The organism is Bradyrhizobium sp. AZCC 1721, from assembly GCF_036924715.1.
Taxonomy (GTDB): Bacteria; Pseudomonadota; Alphaproteobacteria; order Rhizobiales; family Xanthobacteraceae; genus Bradyrhizobium.
Genome location: NZ_JAZHSB010000001.1, coordinates 7,115,778 through 7,133,540, shown reverse-complemented (window position 1 = coordinate 7,133,540; position 17,763 = coordinate 7,115,778). Strand labels below are relative to the sequence as shown.

Below are 17,763 nucleotides of genomic sequence, written 5' to 3'. Positions count from 1 at the left end.
TCACGTAAGCGTCGGAGCGTCGTCGCCTTCGATTTCCTGCGGCAGCTCGATCACCACGCGGCCATTCGCCAGATCGACCGTCGGCACGACTGCATTGGTGAACGGCAGCAGCATAGTGGCGCCTTGCGGAGGCGCGATCTCGATAATGTCGCCGGCCCCGAAATTGTGAATCGCAATCACGCGGCCGAGCGGCTCGCCCGCGGCGTTGACGGCGGCAAGTCCGATCAGGTCGGCGTGGTAATACTCGCCCTCGTCGGTCTCAGGCAATTTGTCGCGGGCGACATAGAGTTCGAGGCCATTGAGCCGCTCGGCGTCGTCGCGGGTGGCGATGCCCTTCAGCGTCGCCACTAGATGGTCTTTGGCCTCGCGGACATGCGTCACCTCGAACTGGCGCGCGCCGTCTTTGGTCATCAGCGGGCCGTATTGCTTTACGGCCAGCGGATCCTCGGTGAACGTCCACAGTTTCACCGCGCCGCGCACGCCATGCGCGGCGCCGATACGGGCGACGCAAATCGGTGTTTTCACCGTCGCGCGCCGCTAAGCCTTACGCCTTCGCGGCGGCTTCGGCGCGAGCCTTGCGCTCCTTGCGCGGCACGGCCTTTTCCGGGTTGTTGCGGGCGGCGCGCTTGACGACACCGGCCGCATCCAGGAAGCGCGTCACGCGATCCGACGGCTGCGCGCCCTTGGCGAGCCAGGACTTCACCTTGTCCATGTCGAGCTTCAGCCGCGATTCATTGTCCTTCGGCAGCAGCGGATTGAAGTGGCCGAGACGCTCGATGAAGCGGCCGTCGCGGGGAAAGCGCGAGTCGGCGACGACGACGTGATAGACCGGACGCTTCTTGGTGCCTGCGCGAGCGAGGCGGATAACGACTGACATTTAGTTCTCCTGTTAAATGTAAAACTCGATGATCTGAACGGTGTGAATTGGCGTCATTGCGAGGAGCGAAGAGACGAAGCAATCCACTCTTTCTTTCCGCGGATCGATGGATTGCTTCGCTTCGCTCGCAATGACGGTGTCCTCATTTCTTCTTCCCCGGAAAGCCGCCGAGGCCCGGCAGGTTCGGCTTGCCGCTCAGCCCGGTAAGCCCCGGCAGATTCGGCAATCCCTGGCGCAGGCCGGTGGGAAGATCCTTGGGCAAATTCGGCAGGCCGCCTGGACCGGCGCCGCCCTGCATCTTGTCCGCCAGCGCCTTCATCTCTTCCGGCGAAGGCGGCTTCATGCCGCCGCCAAAACCCATCGCCTGCGCGATGCCGGCGAGCGGGCCGCGCTTGCCCGAACCCATCGCCTTCATCACGTCGGCCATGTTCCGGTGCATCTTCAGGAGCTTATTGACCTGCTCGACATTCTGGCCGGCGCCGGCGGCGATGCGCTTCTTGCGGCTGGCCTTCAAAATGTCCGGGTTCTTGCGCTCAGCCCGTGTCATCGAATCGATGATCGCGACCTGGCGCTTCAAAATCTTGTCGTCGATGCCGGCTGCCGCAATCTGGTTCTTCATCTTGGCAATGCCCGGCATCATGCCCATCAAGCCGCTGATGCCGCCCATATTCGCCATCTGCAGCAACTGCTCGCGCATGTCGTTGAGGTCGAACTGGCCCTTGCGCATCCGCTCGGCGGTGCGCGCGGCCTTTTCGGCGTCGATATTCGCCGCCGCGCGTTCGACCAGCGACACCACGTCGCCCATTCCGAGGATGCGGCCGGCAATGCGGCTGGGGTGAAAGTCTTCCAGCGCGTCCGTCTTTTCGCCGGTGCCGATCAGCTTGATCGGTTTTCCCGTGACCGCGCGCATCGACAGCGCGGCGCCGCCGCGGCCGTCGCCGTCAACGCGCGTCAGCACGATGCCGGTGAGGCCGACGCGCTGATCGAAGGCGCGCGCGAGGTTGACCGCGTCCTGGCCGGTCAGGGAGTCCGCGACCAGCAGCACTTCATGCGGATTGGCCGTGGCTTTGATCTCGGCCGCCTCGCTCATCATCTCTTCGTCGAGCGTGGTGCGGCCGGCGGTGTCGAGCAGCACCACGTCGTAGCCGCCGAGCTTGCCGGCTTCGAGTGCGCGTTTTGCAATTTGCGCCGGCTTTTGCCCCGTCACGATCGGCAGCGTCGGGATGTCGAGGTCGCGCCCCAGCACGGCCAGTTGCTCCATCGCCGCCGGGCGGTAGATGTCGAGCGAGGCCATCAGCACCTTGCGCTTGTCGCGCTGGGTCATGCGGCGGGCGAGCTTTGCGGTGGTGGTGGTCTTGCCGGAGCCTTGGAGACCGACCATCATGATGGCGACCGGCGGCACCGCGTTGAGATCGATGGTCTGTCCGTCCGCGCCGAGGGTGGCGATCAGCTCGTCATGGACGATCTTGACCACCATCTGGCCTGGCGTGACCGACTTGACGACGGTGGCGCCGACCGCCTGCTCGCGGACGCGCTCGGTGAAGCTTCGGACCACCTCAAGCGCAACGTCGGCTTCCAGCAGCGCGCGGCGCACCTCGCGCATCGCGGCGTCGACGTCGGCCTCCGACAGCGAGCCGCGGCCCGTCAGCCGATCGAGTATCCCACCAAGCTTTTCCGACAGATTGTCGAACAATGCCGTTGTCCTTTGTCCTGCACGCGGCAGGCGCTGCCTAACCCACCGCCGTCATACTCCGCGAAAGCGGGGTATCCAGTACGCCGCAGCCTCTCGGTTTAAACGAGCTGCTCTGGGATACTGGATCACCCGCCTGCGCGGGTGACGACGTATGCGCTCTGGCGCCAAACGCCAAAACGATATTCCAAACACTTTCGCGCCCGAGGGCGCATCGCGCTGTCGGGCGTTGGCCTCCGGTCTCATGGGCCGGGCGGCGGGTCGAAAAGAACGTCTTTCCGAGAAAGTGGGCGGGTTAAACCCTCGGATGGGGTGAAAGTCAAGGAGAAACTAGGGCATAATGCCCTGCGATTGAGGCGTAAGGCTTTGACATGGTTGCATTATCCAAGATGAAGGCGGTGGGCGATCAGGCTTCTTTCGTCGCATGTTCCAAGTTGAACCCGCACACGCCATATAAGGCCCCATGTCTCTTGTTCTGTCCCGCCTGTCGTGATGTCCATTACTCGCCGCCGCGTCTTTGCAGTGCTCGCCGGAGCCGCCACGGCCATCGGCGTGCCGTCTGTCTGGATCAGCAATATGAAAACCTATGAGGGTCCTGTCTCCGATCATTTCGACGGCATGCGCTTCTTCGATCCCGACGGCGTGCCGCCAAAATCATTGGCGGAGGTGCTGCGCTGGCAGTTCGGCACCGACCGCAAGCGCGCGAGCTGGCCGGATTGGGTGCCGAATGCGCAGAGCGATACGCCGCCGCCGCGCGTTTCCGGCGACAAGGTGCGGCTATCCTTTGTCGGCCATGTCTCCTGGCTGATCCAGACGCGGGATCTCAATATTCTCGTCGATCCCGTGTGGTCGCCGCGGGCTTCGCCGCTTTCATGGGCCGGGCCGCACCGGCACAATGATCCCGGCATTGCATTCGACGCGCTGCCCAAGATCGACGTGGTGCTGGTCTCACACGGCCATTACGACCATCTCGATATCGCGACGCTGTCAAAACTCGCCGAAAAGTTTTCGCCGCGCGTGATCACGCCGCTCGGTAACGACGTCACCATGCGCGATGCGGACGCATCGATCAAAGCCGAGGCGTTCGACTGGCAGGATCGGGTGGAGCTCGGCAATGGCATCGCTGTGACGCTGGTGCCGACGCGGCACTGGTCGGCGCGCGGCCTGTTCGACCGCAACAAGGCGCTGTGGGCGAGTTTTGTGCTGGAGACGCCGGCCGGCAAACTCTACATCGTCTGCGATTCCGGCTATGGCGACGGCAAGCATTTCCGCCGCGTGGCCGAGCAGCACGGCCCGCTGCGGCTGGCGATACTACCGATCGGTGCCTATGAGCCGCGCTGGTTCATGAAGGATCAGCACATGAATCCAGATGATGCGGTGAAGGCGCTGGCCGATTGCGGCGCTAAGGAAGCGCTGGCGCATCATCACGGCACGTTCCAGCTCACCGATGAGGCGATCGACGCGCCGGTCAATGCATTGGCCGATGCGCTGAAGGAAGCGAAGATTCCGCCGGAGCGGTTCTGCGCGCTGAAGCCGGGGCAGGTGGTGGAGATCTAACTCTTGTCGTCCCTGCGAACGCACTAGGGCATGCACACTTGTTGCGCCGCAAATACTCATGAAAAGCCAAGGGTTTTTGCACTTCTCAAGTGTTGCGACGTAGTTTTGCTGCGCGCGCTCTCCACCCCACCGAAGCGCTGGATTCCGATCTTGCGCGAAAACGCCAGCCTCGATTCCAAAATTTCGATGAGCTCGCATCTTCGATTCTAAAATTGCATATGAAGCCTGAATCGCACTGCAACATGTGTGCATCCACTAGTGCGAACGCAGGGACCCATAGCCACCGTTGCTGGTTTTGAAAAAGGCTGGAGCCACAGCTCAGCATAACCACATCTTCCTGTGGTTATGGGTCCCTGCGTTCGCAGGGACGACAGCAATTTTCGCAGGGACGGCGGGAATTACTATTCTTTTCCCTTGATCGCCCAGGACACGAGCACCGTCACCGAGAGCGTCTCCTCGCCTTGCGCCACCGGTGCGCCGGTGGCCATGGGGGCTGCCATCTTGCCGCGATGTAGCGGCACGGGTGCACCTTCCTCGGTAATGCTGATGGGTTCGCCGAGCGTCACGCCGGCAGTCTTGGCGTAAATCTCGGCCTTGCGGCGGGCGTCCGCGACCGCCTTCTCGCGGGCCTCGTCGAGATATTTGGATGCCTGCGTCACGCTGAAGTGGATGCCGCCGATGTCATTGGCGCCGGCGGCGACCAGCACGTCGATCACGTTCGCAACTTTGGTCACGTCGCGGATCTTTACCGTGACACGGTTGCTGGCGCGATAGCCGACGATGGGCGAGGGGCCGGCGCGATTTGGCGCAAATTGCGGCTGCAGCGACAACCGCGAGGTCTGGTAGTCCTTCTCTTCGACGCCGGCGCCTTTCAGCGCCAGCAGCACCTTGCCCATCGCCGCGTTGTTGGCGTCCGACGCCTCGCGCGCGGTCTTGGCGTCCGACGTCACGCCGCCGTCGATCTGGGCCTGGTCAGGCGCCACCGATACGTTCGCCTCGCCGGTCACGGAGATCGCGGGCGGCGGCACCGTCTGCGCCAATGCCGGCGCGGCGAGCCACGTAGCGGCAACGACGGCAAGGGCAAGCGGGTGTTTCATCCCGATCACCTCAGCGGCACATAGACGTTGATCACCAGCTTGTCCTCTGCCGTCTTCAGGGGGTCGGTGATGTATTCCTCGATGAAGGTGTCTTTGGCTTCCAGTTTCTTGTCGTCCAGGTGGTTGGTGATCGCCTCATAGGTGTTGTCCATGTTGTCGTAGGAGCCGCGATGGACGAACTTCAGCGCCTTGCCCTCGGGCGACTTGCCCATGCTGATGTCCTTGGTCAGGTTCTTGACGTCCTGGTCGACCGGAATCTGTGCCAGATACGTAAAACCGGTATCGTCGGTCGAGGTGTAGACGATCATCGAATTGCCCGTGGCCTTGATGCCCTGCTTGTCGAGCAACGCGGTCAGCGCCTTGAACGAATCGATCAGGGTGTCGAACGCCGCATCCCAGTTGGCGGTGCCCTTCATCACCAAGACTTTCTTGGGCTCCAGCGTGAACTCCTCGCCGAAGGGGTCGGCGTTCTGGACGCTGGCGGCGGGCGGCGGGGGTACGGGCGTCGGGGCTTTCTCTGCGGTTGGGACGTCCGCCGGAGACTTGGTTTCGGCCGGCGGCGGGACCGGCACCGCCGATGGTGCCGGGCTGGGCGTCGCCGCCGGGTTTGTGGCCGGAGGGGCTGCGGGCGCCGGCGACTGCGCCAGTGCGGCCCCGCCAAGCGCAACCATGGCGAGCGCGGCCACGGCCGCACGGAAAGTGCTGATACGGTTCATTCAGGTATTCTCCATCCACCCCACCTGGCGGCGGCATGTCCCGGGTCCGCGCCCGCCAGGATGGGCGTATTCCTAACACGCGAGGGCCGTTTTCGTCCCATGACAGATGCGTCATAGGCCCTTGCACTGGTCAACGCGCCACCATTCGCCATATAAGGCAGGCATAAATTGGGAAATTCCATGAGCGCGCTGGCCAACCACGCATTTGCCAAAATGAACGGCATCGGCAACGAAATCGTCGTGGTCGACCTGCGCGATTCCAAGGCAGCCGTGACGGCCGAAGAGGCGCGTGCGGTCGCTTCGCCCGCGGGCGTGCCCTATGACCAGTTGATGGTATTGCAGCCGCCGCGGCTGCCGGGCACCGAGGCCTTCATCCGCATCTACAACAGTGACGGCTCGGAGGCCGGCGCCTGCGGCAACGGCATGCGTTGCGTGGTGCGCCGCCTGTTCGAGAAGACCGGCCAAACCGCCGTGACCTTCGAGACCCGTGCCGGGCTCTTGAATTGCTGGCAGGGACCGGCGCCCGACCTCTACACCGTCGACATGGGGGCGCCGAAGTTCGGCTGGCAGGACATTCCGCTGGCGGAAGAATTTCGCGACACCCGCTACATCGAATTGCAGGTCGGGCCGATCGATGCGCCGGTGCTGCATTCGCCGTCGGTGGTCTCGATGGGCAATCCGCATGCGATCTTCTGGGTCGACGACGTCAACGCCCATGATCTCGAGCGCTTCGGGCCGCTATTGGAAAATCACCCGATCTTTCCGGAGCGCGCCAACATCACGCTCGCCCATATCGTCGATCGCGATCACATCACGATCCGCACCTGGGAGCGTGGCGTCGGCTTGACCAAGGCCTGCGGCTCGGCCGCTTGCGCGACCGCGGTCGCCGCCGCCCGGCTGAAGCGCGTCAATCGCTCGGTCGAGGTCACGCTTCCCGGTGGCAAGCTTGCGATCGAATGGCGCGAGCGCGACGACCACGTGCTGATGACGGGGACGGCCGATTTCGAATATGAAGGCCGCTTCGATCCCGCGCTGTTCGCCAACGTCGCCTGAGCGCCATGAGCGTCGACGTCCTCACGTTTGGCTGCCGCCTCAACGCCTTCGAATCCGAGGTGATCGCCCGCGAGGCGGAACGCGCCGGACTTTGCGATACCGTCGTCATCAATAGCTGCGCGGTCACCAATGAGGCCGTGGCGCAGGCGCGGCAATCGATCCGCCGGCTGAAGCGCGAACGGCCGGATGTACGCATCGTCGTCACCGGCTGCGCGGCGCAGACGCAAGCGGAAATGTTTGCCGAAATGGCCGAGGTCGATCGCGTCGTCGGCAATGACGACAAGATGCGGGGCGATGCCTGGCGCGATGCGCGCGCGGCGTTCGACCTGGGCTTTGGCGTCGCGACAACCGAAAAGATCGCGGTCGCCGACATCATGGCGGTCAAGGAGATGGCGCCGCATCTGCTTGACGGGTTCAAGGCCGGCCTGCCGCGCGTCTTCGTGCAGGTGCAGAACGGCTGCGACCATCGCTGCACCTTCTGCATCATCCCCTATGGGCGCGGCAATTCGCGCTCGGTGCCGATGGGGGCGGTTGTGGATCAGGTGCGGGCGCTCGCCGAGCGCGGCCATGCCGAGATCGTGCTGACCGGTGTCGATCTGACGAGCTACGGCGCCGATCTGCCGGGGGCGCCGAAGCTCGGGCAACTGACAAAACAGATTTTGCGCCACGTGCCGGAGTTGAAGCGCCTGCGGATTTCGTCGATCGATTCCATCGAGGCCGACCGCGATCTGCTCGACGCCATTGCCGAGGATAAGCGGCTGATGCCGCATCTGCACCTATCGCTCCAATCCGGCGACGACCTCATTTTGAAGCGGATGAAGCGGCGGCATTTGCGGCAGGATGCGATCGAATTCTGCGCGCAGGTGCGGCGGCTGCGTCCGGACATGACGCTCGGCGCCGATATCATCGCGGGCTTCCCGACCGAGACGGAAGAAATGTTCGCGCGCTCGCTGGACTTGGTGGAGGCATGCGATCTCACCTTCCTGCACGTGTTTCCCTATTCCAAGCGCCCGGGTACGCCGGCCGCACGGATGCCGCAGGTGGCGGGTGAGGTGATCAAGGCGCGGGCAAAGCGGTTGCGCGCGATGGGCGAGGCCGCATTGCAGCGGCGGCTGTCGGCAGAGGTCGGCGCCACGCGTCAGGTCTTGATCGAAAGCGACAAACAGGGGCGCACCGAGCATTTTCTGCCGGTTGCGATATCAGGCGAAAAGCCGGGTGCCGTGATGCCGCTCGTGATCAAGTGCCACGATGGTGCGCGGCTATCGGTGTGAGCCGCCAATTCTGCTGTCGTCGCCCGGCTTGACCGGGCGACCCAGTACGCCGCGGCTTCTCAGTTCATCACAGATGTCTCTGGAATACTGGATCATCCGCTGGAACCTGTCATCTCGGGCGCGCATGCGCGCGACCCGTTGGCGTATGACGACAGCGGTAGTTGGGGCGCGTGCTCGGCACGAACCGCTACTCCCCGTTCCACCCACACTTCCGCAACCGCTCGCGCATATGCGCCGGTGCCGGCGCCACCACGCGCACCGGCTCCTTGTTCTTCGAAATCGGAACCACGATCTCACGGGAATGCAGATGCAGGATCGGTTCGCCGAAGCGCGGACCATTGCCGTAAATATTGTCGCCGACAATCGGCCAGCCCATCGCTGAGGTGTGCACGCGCAATTGGTGGGTGCGGCCAGTCACCGGTTCCAGCGCCAGCCAGGCAAGGCCGTCGCCGCGGCCGAGCACTTTCCAGGTGGTGACGGCCTTCTGGCCCTCCGGGTCCGGCTTCTGCCACCAGCCGCGCTCGGCGTTCAGCCGTCCGAGCGGCAAGTCGATGGTGCCTTCATCTTCGGCAGGTCCGCCTTCGACCACGGCCCAATAGGTCTTTCCGACCTTGCCGTGCTTGAACAAGAGGCCGAGCGAGGCGGTGGCCTTGCGGTGTCGTCCCAACACGAGACAGCCTGAGGTGTCCTTGTCGAGCCGGTGGGCCAGCACCGGCGGGCGCGGCAGGCCGAATCGCAAGGCATCGAACGATGCCTCCAGATTGGCGCCGCCCTTGGGGCCGCGATGCACCGGCAGGCCGGCCGGTTTGTCGATGACCAGCATCAGCCCGTCGCGATGGAGCACGCGGGCCAGGATTTCGTCCGCCGTTAATCCCTGGACGTCAATTGATGTCCTGGGAACATCAAAGGCCGCCCCGGGCACATCAAGGGATGGCCCGGGCACATCAAGAGATGGCCCGGGAACAGCAAAGGATTTGTTGTGACTTCCGCTCATGGCGCGAAACCGCTAACACGTCCCCGACATGAGCGATACCACTCCTGGAACCCCCAAACTGAGCTGGTGGCGGCGGCTTTCGAGCGGCCTGAAGCGGACTTCGAGTTCGCTTGGGTCGGCCGTCGCCGACCTCGTCACCAAGCGCAAGCTCGACCGCGCCATGCTCGACGATATCGAGGATGTGCTGCTGCGCGCCGATCTCGGCACCGCGGTTGCGGTGCGGATCGCGGATGCCGTCGGCGCCGGCCGCTATGACAAGGCGATTTCCGCCGACGAAGTGAAGACGGTTGTCGCGACTGAGGTCGAGAAGGTGTTGGCGCCGGTGGCGAAGCCGCTGGAGATCGACGCGGCGCAAAAGCCGTTCGTCATCCTCGTGGTCGGCGTCAACGGCTCCGGCAAGACCACCACCATCGGCAAGCTTGCCGCGAAACTGAGCGCCGAGGGCCGCAAGGTGATGCTGGCGGCGGGCGATACGTTTCGTGCCGCCGCAATCGAACAGCTCAAGGTGTGGGGCGAGCGCACCAAATCGCCGGTCGTTGCGGGTGCGCAGGGCTCTGATTCAGCGAGCCTCGCGTTCAACGCGCTGAGCGCGGCGAAGGAACAGAAGCTCGATGTGCTGCTGGTCGATACGGCGGGGCGGTTGCAGAACAAGGCCGAGCTGATGAACGAGCTGGAAAAGGTCGTTCGCGTCATCAAGAAGGTCGACGCGTCGGCGCCGCATGCAGTCCTGCTCGTGCTCGATGCGACGGTGGGACAAAATGCGCTGTCGCAGGTCGAAGCGTTTCATCGTACCGCTGGCGTCACCGGGCTTGTGATGACGAAGCTCGACGGCACCGCGCGCGGCGGCATTCTGGTGGCGCTCGCGGAGAAATTCAAACTTCCGGTGCACTTCATCGGCGTCGGCGAAGGCATCGATGATCTGGCGCCTTTCACCGCGCGGGACTTTGCGAACGCGATTGCAGGAATCGAGTAATGGACAAGAAAGTACCGCATCCGCTGTTCAAGCTTGCGACCGAACTCGGTCCCTTGCTCATCTTCTTCGTCGCCAATGCCAAGTCCAACTTGTTCGTCGCCACCGGCGTGTTCATGGTGGCGGTAGTGGCTGCGATGATCGCGTCTTACATGGTGACACGGCATGTGCCCATGATGGCGATCGTCACTGCGGTCGTCGTCGTGGTGTTCGGCGCGCTGACGCTGATCCTGCATGACGAGACCTTCATCAAGATGAAGCCGACGATCGTCTACACGCTGTTCGCCGCCATTCTCGGTGGCGGCTTGCTGTTCGGCCGCTCCTTCATCGCGATCATGTTCGACCAGATGTTCAATCTCACCCCGCACGGCTGGCGCATCCTGACCGCGCGCTGGGCGCTGTGGTTCTTCGCGATGGCGGTGCTGAACGAGATCATCTGGCGCACGCAGAGCACCGACTTCTGGGTTGCCTTCAAGGTCTTCGGCATGGTGCCGCTGACGATGCTGTTTGCCGTAACACAGATGCCGCTGATCAAGCGCTATCATCTGGAACCGGCTTCGCTGGAGGTCAGCGAAGCGGAAGCCGGGGATGTGAGCAAGGGCTAGGTAGCGTGTCCCGGACGCGGTGCAGCGTTCTTTACGATGCACCGCAGAGCCGGGACCCATATCTCCGCTCGAGCGTGGGCCCCGGCTCTGCAGCGCACCGCTACCGCGCTGCGCCGCGTCCGGGGCACGAGATCAGCTCTTCTGCTTGGCGATGATCTTGTCCTTGATCTTGTCGTAGGTCGCCTGCGGGACGATGCTCTTGTGCACGAGATCGTCTTTGCCCTTGTACGGGCGGCCCTTGATGATCTTCTCCGAATAGGCCTTCCCGACGCCCGGCAGCGCATCGAGCTGCTCAGCGGTCGCGGAATTGATGTCCAGCAGTTCGGCCTTCGGCGCCGGTGCCATCTTCGACTCCGAGGCCTTTGGCGCGGGAGCCATCTTGCTGTCGGACTTGGCCGGGGGCTGCGCGGTCTGGGCCATCGACGGCGTCGCCGTCAGCATGCCCAGCGTGAGCGCGGTGGCGAGAAGAGAAGCGAGGGTGAAATGACGCATATGGGTGTCCCTCCCAAGGACGGTTCAAGTAACGCGCCAAAGCTAGCTGCGAATTCATGGCGGCGCCATGGCCGCGAAATGAACGATAGATAAAAGCGGAAGAATATTTGGAGTCGGTTTCTCGTTCGTCATTCCGGAGCATCGCGCAGCGATGAATCCGAAATCTCGAGATTCTCAGGGCGCTAGGGCGCCCCATAGTTCGCATCTGCGATGCGCCCCGGAATGACAAGAGTGATTACGATCCCGCCTTCAGCGCCTTCTCGATTTCGACCTTCAGCACGCTATCGAGATTGGCTGGCGTTACCGGCCCGACCAGCTTGTAGCGGATAGTGCCGTCGCGCCCGACCACGAAGGTTTCGGGCACGCCATAGACGCCCCATTCGATCGAGCCGCGGCCGTTGCTGTCGGCGCCGACGGCGGTGAACGGATTGCCGTAGCGGCCGAGGAAGCGGCGGGCGTTATCAGGGGAATCCTTGTAGTTGATGCCGACGATCTGCAGCCGTGTGTCCTTCGCCAGCGCGGTCAACAGCGGCGCCTCGTCATGGCAGGGCACGCACCAGGAGGCCCAGACATTGACGACGGAGACCTTGCCCTTGAACACCGCGGGGTCGAGGCCGGGCACGGGCGTCCCGTTATGGACGAGACCCTCCAGCGCCGGCAGTGTGGTTTGCGGCGCCGGCCGGCCGATCAGGGCGGAAGGGATTTTTGAGGGATCGCCGCCGTAAAGCCGCAGCAGGAACAGTCCGGCGACCACCAGAAAGCCGATCAGCGGCAGCGCCACCAGCCAGCGCCGGCTGCGCGGTTGATCGGATGTTGCAGGCGCGCTCATCAAATCTCCGTCGCCTGGCGGCCGGAGCGCCGGGTCACGCCAGAGGCCTCGAGTTCGCGCAGGCGCTCCTTCTGATGACGATAGTCGAGCGCGATCCAGCCGATCAGGATCAGCACAATCGCCGCGACCAGCGCGTAGGAGGTCACGATAAACGAGGCATAGGGTCCGAGCGACGCCACGTCATGCCGCCTGCTGGCTGGCTTGCATCATCTGCAAGCTGCGCACGCGGCGGCGCAGGATCTCGTTGCGCATCGCCGCCAGGTGCAGCGTCATGAACAGCAGCGAGAAACCGACCGCCATCACGAGCAATGGAATCAGGAACGCCTTGTCGAGCGAAGGTCCGCCCATTCGCAGCACCGATGCCGGTTGATGCAGCGTGTTCCACCAGTCGACCGAGAACTTGATGATCGGCAGGTTGATCGCGCCGACCAGCGTCAGCACAGCGGCGGCCCGTGCCGCCCGCGACGGGTCCTCCACCGCGCGCCATAGCGCCATCAGGCCGAGATACATCAGGAACAGGATCAGCACCGATGTGAGTCGCGCGTCCCATTCCCAATAGGTGCCCCACATCGGCCGCCCCCACAGTGAACCCGTGACCAGCGCCAGAAACGTAAACGCCGCTCCGATCGGCGCGGCGGCCTTGGCCGCGACGTCGGCGAGCGGATGCCGCCATACCAGCGTGCCCAGCGCGGCAATGCTCATGACGCCCCAGACGAACATCGAAAGCCACGCGTTCGGCACGTGGATGAACATGATCTTCACGGTGGCGCCCTGCTGGTAATCGTCGGGGGCCACCGCCGCCTGATAGAGGCCCACCAGCAGCAGAATCGCGGTCGCACCTGCCAGCCATGGCAGCACGCGCGCCGTCAGCGCGAGAAATTTCGAGGGATTGGCGAGGTCGATCAGCGTCATGGCATCCTGATAGTCGTCAGCGGCGGGGCAGGCAATGCGGCATGGTTTGTTTCACATCCCCTCCGCCAGAGTTGATCGGTGTCAACATGTTCAGTCCAGACCGTGCCGCAGGCTGGCCGCAGCGGCAAACGGTCCGACCACGAAACTAACCAGCGAGAGCGCGCAAAGGATCGAAAAAGGAGTTCCAAACGACAGCGGGCCGGTAATGGCCGCCTGTGACGCCGCAACGCCGAAGATCAGCACCGGGATCGACAGCGGCAGCACCAGCACCGCGAGCAACAGGCCTCCGCGGTGCAATGTCACGGCGAGCGCCGCGCCGATCATGCCCGTGAACGTCAGCGCCGGCGTCCCCACCAGCAGGGTCAGCGCCACCGCCGAGGTCGCCGCGGCGTCGAGGTTGAGCAACAGCCCGAGCACGGGCGTCGCCGCGATCAGCGGCACGCCGGCCGCGAGCCAATGCGCCAGCGCTTTCGCGGCACACGCGAGTTCCAACGGTGTCCGGCCCATCACGATCAGGTCGAGCGAGCCGTCCTCATGATCGGCCGTGAACAGCCGGTCGAGCGTGAGCAGGCTGGCCAACAGCGCGCCGAGCCAGAGGATGGCGGGGCCGAGCCGGGCCAACAGTGGCAGATCGGGCCCGATGGCAAACGGCATCAGCACTGTGACGGTGAGGAAGAACAGCACGCCGATCAGCGCGCCGCCGCCGACGCGGAGCGCGATTTTGATGTCCCGGCGAATCAGTGCGGCGAGGGCGGTCATGCGGGGCGCAGCTTCGAATGGGTGCCTGGAGCCCGTGGCGATTGCCGCGAAGACGGTGCGCTCCCTCCCCCCTTGCCGGGGAGGGCTGGGGAGAGGGGTGGCCCCGTAAAAGGTGTTTGAGAGGTGCGGGCGTCGCGAGAAGCCAGGTCGAGAGAGCACGTCGTGTGGCACCCCTCTCCCTGTCCCTCCCCCGCAAGGGGGGAGGGAACGGACAGAGCTGCTGCACGCGGCTTCGAACCGCCCACATTCGCGAAGCGCTGCATCATCACTTCCCGCCCCCCATCCGCAGTTCCCGCGCCTCAATGCCGAGCGGAGTATGTGTCGCCGCAACAATGATGCCGCCGCTGGCCAGATGCTCGCGCATGACGCCCACGAATAGTGCCTGTCCGGCGGTATCGAGCGCCGAGGTCGGCTCGTCCAATAGCCAGACCGGCCGTCGCAGCACCAGCAACCGCGCGATCGACAGCCGCCGCCGCTGGCCGGCCGAGAGAAAGGCCGCCGGCAGATAGGTGGCGTGGCTGAGCCCCACAGCGGTGAGGCACTCTCTGACGTCGTCGGTCGCCCCACCCAGAAAATCCCGCCAGAACGACAGGTTTTCCGCAACGCTCAGCGCAGGCTTCAATGCATCGCGGTGGCCCAGATAGTGGGATTGCTCCGGCAAGGTCAGCTCGGCTTCGCCGCCTTCCAGGCCGATCGATCCGCCCCCCGGCACCAGGAGACCCGCGATCAGCCGCAGCAACGAGGTCTTGCCCGAGCCGTTCGGGCCGACCACGGCCAGCACTTCGCCGGAAGCGGCCTCGAAATCGAGGCCCGAGAACACCTCTCGGCCGCCTCTGACACAACTGATTTGGCGCCCCGAGAGCCGCATTTTGCTTCGTCACAGCCCTCTGAAATTGATGGGTACCGCGTCAGAATTTGTGGGTACCGCATTGCTGCAGCACGTTTGTCGCTGTGGCGGCGCTTCTAGAAAGATTCTATAAGCCCGGAACTTGATGCAGCACTCAATCGGCGGCTGCAAGCCAAGAAGCCAGCCTTCCGCTGACGGTGTTCAAATACCCTTGCCGGGTATAACTAGAATTTGGGATTCTCTGACATGACCTCGCTCGACAGCTTCAAATGCCGCAAGACCCTCAAGGTCGGCGGCAAGACCTATGTTTATTACAGCCTGCCCGCCGCCGAGAAGAACGGTCTGAAGGGAATTTCCAAGCTGCCTTATTCGATGAAGGTGCTGCTCGAAAACCTGCTGCGCAACGAGGACGACCGCACGGTCAAGAAGGCTGACATCGTCGCAGTTTCGAAGTGGCTCCGGAAGCGCAAGCTCGAGCACGAGGTCGCGTTCCGCCCGGCGCGCGTGTTGATGCAGGATTTCACCGGCGTGCCGGCGGTGGTCGATCTCGCCGCGATGCGTAACGCGATGCAGGCGCTCGGCGGCGATGCCGAGAAGATCAACCCGCTGGTGCCGGTCGATCTCGTCATCGACCACTCGGTCATCGTCAACTTCTTCGGTGACAACAAGGCGTTCGGCAAGAACGTCGTCGAGGAATACAAGCAGAACCAGGAACGCTACGAATTCCTGAAGTGGGGCCAGAAGGCGTTCTCGAATTTCTCCGTCGTGCCGCCCGGCACCGGCATCTGCCACCAGGTCAATCTCGAATATCTCGCGCAGACGGTGTGGACCAAGAAGGAGAAGATGACGGTCGGCAAGAAGACCGGCACCTTCGAGGTCGCCTACCCGGATTCGCTGGTTGGTACCGATTCGCACACCACCATGGTCAACGGCCTTGCCGTGCTCGGCTGGGGCGTCGGCGGCATCGAGGCGGAAGCCTGCATGCTCGGCCAGCCGCTGTCGATGCTGCTGCCGGAAGTCGTCGGCTTCAAACTCAAGGGTCAGCTCAAGGAAGGCGTCACCGCAACCGACCTCGTGCTGACGGTGACGCAGATGCTGCGCAAGCAGGGCGTGGTCGGCAAATTCGTCGAGTTCTTCGGCCCCGGCCTCGACTATCTCTCGGTGGCGGACAAGGCGACGATCGGCAATATGGCGCCGGAATATGGCGCCACCTGCGGCTTCTTCCCGGTCGATGCCGCGACCATCGATTATCTCAAGACCTCGGGCCGCAAGGCCGACCGCGTCGCGCTGGTGGCGGCCTACGCCAAGGCGCAGGGCCTGTTCCGCACGGCGAAGTCAACCGATCCGGTGTTCACGGAAACCCTGACGCTCGACCTCAAGGATGTCGTGCCGTCGATGGCGGGCCCGAAACGCCCCGAAGGCCGTGTTGCGCTGCCGGCGGTTTCCACTGGCTTCGCGACCGCGCTCACCAGCGAGTACAAGAAGCCCGACGCGGCTGCGAGCCGCTATCCGGTCGAGGGCCGGGATTTCGATCTCGGCCATGGCGACGTGGTGATCGCCGCGATCACTTCCTGCACCAACACCTCCAACCCGAGCGTGCTGATCGGCGCGGGCCTGCTGGCGCGCAACGCCGCCGCCAAGGGGCTGACGGCCAAGCCGTGGGTGAAGACCTCGCTCGCTCCCGGCAGCCAGGTGGTTGCGGAATATCTGGCCAATTCCGGCCTGCAGAAGGATCTCGACAAGGTCGGCTTCAACCTCGTCGGCTTCGGCTGCACCACCTGCATCGGCAATTCGGGTCCGCTGCCGGAGGACATTTCGAAGTCGATCAACGACCACGGCATCGTTGCCGCAGCCGTGCTGTCCGGTAACCGCAATTTTGAGGGCCGCGTCAGCCCGGATGTGCAGGCGAACTATCTGGCGTCACCGCCGCTGGTCGTCGCCTATGCGCTGGCGGGCACGGTGACCAAGGACCTTGCGGTCGAGCCGATCGGCACCGGCAAGGACGGCAAGCCGGTGTATCTGAAGGACATCTGGCCGACCACGAAGGAGATCAATGCTTTCATGAAGAAGTTCGTGACAGCCACGATCTTCAAGAAGCGCTACGCCGATGTGTTCAAGGGCGACACCAACTGGCGCAAGATCAAGACGGTCGAGAGCGAGACCTATCGCTGGAACATGAGCTCGACCTATGTGCAGAATCCGCCCTATTTCGAAGGCATGAAGAAGCAGCCCGATCCGATCTCAGACGTGGTCGACGCGCGGATCCTGGCGATGTTCGGCGACAAGATCACCACCGACCACATCTCGCCGGCCGGCTCGATCAAGCTGACTTCGCCGGCTGGAAAATTCCTCAGCGAGCACCAGGTGCGCCCCGCCGACTTCAACCAGTACGGCACGCGGCGTGGCAACCACGAGATCATGATGCGCGGCACCTTCGCCAACATCCGCATCAAGAACTTCATGCTGAAGGGCGCTGACGGCAATATTCCGGAGGGCGGACTAACCAAGCATTGGCCCGACGGCGAGCAGATGTCGATCTACGACGCGGCGATGAAGTATCAGCAGGAAAGCGTGCCGCTGGTGGTGTTCGCGGGCGCCGAATACGGCAACGGCTCCTCGCGCGACTGGGCGGCGAAGGGCACCCGTCTGCTCGGCGTCCGCGCCGTGATCTGCCAGAGCTTCGAGCGCATCCATCGCTCCAACCTGGTCGGCATGGGCGTGTTGCCGCTGACCTTCGAAGACGGCACGTCGTGGACATCGCTCGGCCTCAAGGGCGACGAGACGGTGACGATTCGCGGGCTCCAGGGTGATTTGAAGCCGCGCCAGACCCTGACGGCCGAGATCGTGTCCGGCGACGGTTCGCTGCAGCGCGTGCCGCTGCTCTGCCGCATCGATACCCTCGATGAGCTGGAGTATTACCGAAACGGCGGCATTCTGCATTACGTGCTGCGCAAACTCGCAGCTTAACGCGGATTTGTGATCGGTGCCTCACTTCGAAGTGAGTAGCGAGCAAGGAGAAGGCGGCCTATGACAGGGCCGCTTTCGTGCGTCTGGGGCACACCTTTGGGATAATAAATCATGCCCCGTACAATTA

Annotated in this window: 18 protein-coding genes; 6 read left to right on the top strand and 12 right to left on the bottom strand. The window is 63.8% G+C overall.

All coding sequences use genetic code 11. The features are described 5' to 3' along the window. The 3 genes from rimM to ffh form a co-directional block, all read right to left on the bottom strand. A complete protein-coding gene (gene rimM / locus V1273_RS33855; RefSeq protein WP_334365620.1) occupies nt 1–525 on the bottom strand; it encodes a ribosome maturation factor RimM in 525 nt (174 codons plus the stop codon). Nucleotides 526–544: 19 nt separating this feature from the next. Next, a complete protein-coding gene (gene rpsP / locus V1273_RS33850; protein ID WP_334365619.1) occupies nt 545–877 on the bottom strand; it encodes a 30S ribosomal protein S16 in 333 nt (110 codons plus the stop codon). A 142-nt stretch (nt 878–1,019) separates the two neighbouring features. Continuing rightward, nucleotides 1,020–2,570, bottom strand: a complete 1,551-nt coding sequence (gene ffh, locus V1273_RS33845; RefSeq protein WP_334365618.1) for a signal recognition particle protein — start codon at nt 2,568–2,570, stop codon at nt 1,020–1,022. Nucleotides 2,571–3,059: 489 nt separating this feature from the next. Here ffh and V1273_RS33840 point away from each other — a divergent pair, with 489 nt between their 5' ends. Beyond that, complete coding sequence (locus tag V1273_RS33840; protein ID WP_334412128.1) at nt 3,060–4,124, top strand: MBL fold metallo-hydrolase; 1,065 nt, start codon at nt 3,060–3,062, stop codon at nt 4,122–4,124. Between the two features lie 401 nt (nt 4,125–4,525). Here V1273_RS33840 and V1273_RS33835 read toward each other — a convergent pair whose 3' ends face one another. Together V1273_RS33835 and V1273_RS33830 are read right to left on the bottom strand one after the other, a co-directional pair. Beyond that, on the bottom strand, nt 4,526–5,221 hold the full coding sequence (locus V1273_RS33835) for an SIMPL domain-containing protein (protein WP_334412127.1): 696 nt from the start codon (nt 5,219–5,221) through the stop codon (nt 4,526–4,528). Between the two features lie 5 nt (nt 5,222–5,226). Further along, complete coding sequence (locus V1273_RS33830; RefSeq protein WP_334412126.1) at nt 5,227–5,937, bottom strand: GyrI-like domain-containing protein; 711 nt, start codon at nt 5,935–5,937, stop codon at nt 5,227–5,229. 180 nt (nt 5,938–6,117) lie between these two features. Between V1273_RS33830 and dapF the strand changes: the two genes are divergently transcribed. Both dapF and mtaB read left to right on the top strand, forming a co-directional pair. Further along, nucleotides 6,118–6,990 (top strand): diaminopimelate epimerase, encoded by an 873-nt coding sequence (gene dapF / locus V1273_RS33825; RefSeq protein ID WP_334412125.1) that lies wholly within the window; start codon nt 6,118–6,120, stop codon nt 6,988–6,990. A 5-nt stretch (nt 6,991–6,995) separates the two neighbouring features. Then, nucleotides 6,996–8,261, top strand: a complete 1,266-nt coding sequence (gene mtaB, locus V1273_RS33820; RefSeq protein ID WP_334412124.1) for a tRNA (N(6)-L-threonylcarbamoyladenosine(37)-C(2))-methylthiotransferase MtaB — start codon at nt 6,996–6,998, stop codon at nt 8,259–8,261. 187 nt (nt 8,262–8,448) lie between these two features. Here the strand turns inward: mtaB and V1273_RS33815 are convergent, their stop codons facing one another. After that, complete coding sequence (locus V1273_RS33815) at nt 8,449–9,084, bottom strand: RluA family pseudouridine synthase (protein ID WP_334412316.1); 636 nt, start codon at nt 9,082–9,084, stop codon at nt 8,449–8,451. Nucleotides 9,085–9,283: 199 nt separating this feature from the next. Between V1273_RS33815 and ftsY the strand changes: the two genes are divergently transcribed. Next, a complete protein-coding gene (ftsY, locus tag V1273_RS33810) occupies nt 9,284–10,228 on the top strand; it encodes a signal recognition particle-docking protein FtsY (RefSeq protein ID WP_334412123.1) in 945 nt (314 codons plus the stop codon). Continuing rightward, the gene (locus V1273_RS33805; protein ID WP_334412122.1) at nt 10,228–10,830 is read left to right on the top strand and encodes a septation protein A; all 603 of its coding nucleotides are present in this window, start codon (nt 10,228–10,230) and stop codon (nt 10,828–10,830) included. The genes ftsY and V1273_RS33805 overlap by 1 nt, the downstream gene beginning before the upstream one ends. Nucleotides 10,831–10,962: 132 nt before the next feature. Here the strand turns inward: V1273_RS33805 and V1273_RS33800 are convergent, their stop codons facing one another. The 6 genes from V1273_RS33800 to ccmA form a co-directional block, all read right to left on the bottom strand. Next, entirely contained in the window at nt 10,963–11,322 is a 360-nt protein-coding gene (locus V1273_RS33800; RefSeq protein WP_334365610.1) for a ComEA family DNA-binding protein, read from the bottom strand. A gap of 235 nt (nt 11,323–11,557) precedes the next feature. Continuing rightward, on the bottom strand, nt 11,558–12,151 hold the full coding sequence (locus tag V1273_RS33795; RefSeq protein WP_334412121.1) for a DsbE family thiol:disulfide interchange protein: 594 nt from the start codon (nt 12,149–12,151) through the stop codon (nt 11,558–11,560). Then, nucleotides 12,151–12,330, bottom strand: coding sequence for a heme exporter protein CcmD (gene ccmD / locus V1273_RS33790; protein ID WP_334412120.1), 180 nt, complete (start codon nt 12,328–12,330; stop codon nt 12,151–12,153). The genes V1273_RS33795 and ccmD overlap by 1 nt, the downstream gene beginning before the upstream one ends. A gap of 1 nt (nt 12,331) precedes the next feature. Further along, nucleotides 12,332–13,063: a heme ABC transporter permease gene (locus tag V1273_RS33785; protein ID WP_334412119.1), complete on the bottom strand. Its 732-nt coding sequence runs from the start codon at nt 13,061–13,063 to the stop codon at nt 12,332–12,334. A 90-nt stretch (nt 13,064–13,153) separates the two neighbouring features. Next, nucleotides 13,154–13,822 carry a heme exporter protein CcmB gene (ccmB, locus tag V1273_RS33780; RefSeq protein WP_334365606.1) on the bottom strand — a complete coding sequence of 223 codons (669 nt, stop codon included), beginning with the start codon at nt 13,820–13,822 and terminating at the stop codon, nt 13,154–13,156. 265 nt (nt 13,823–14,087) lie between these two features. Next, complete coding sequence (gene ccmA / locus V1273_RS33775) at nt 14,088–14,690, bottom strand: heme ABC exporter ATP-binding protein CcmA (RefSeq protein ID WP_334412118.1); 603 nt, start codon at nt 14,688–14,690, stop codon at nt 14,088–14,090. Between the two features lie 225 nt (nt 14,691–14,915). Between ccmA and acnA the strand changes: the two genes are divergently transcribed. Continuing rightward, nucleotides 14,916–17,636: an aconitate hydratase AcnA gene (gene acnA, locus V1273_RS33770; RefSeq protein ID WP_334379783.1), complete on the top strand. Its 2,721-nt coding sequence runs from the start codon at nt 14,916–14,918 to the stop codon at nt 17,634–17,636. Nucleotides 17,637–17,763: the final 127 nt, after the last annotated feature.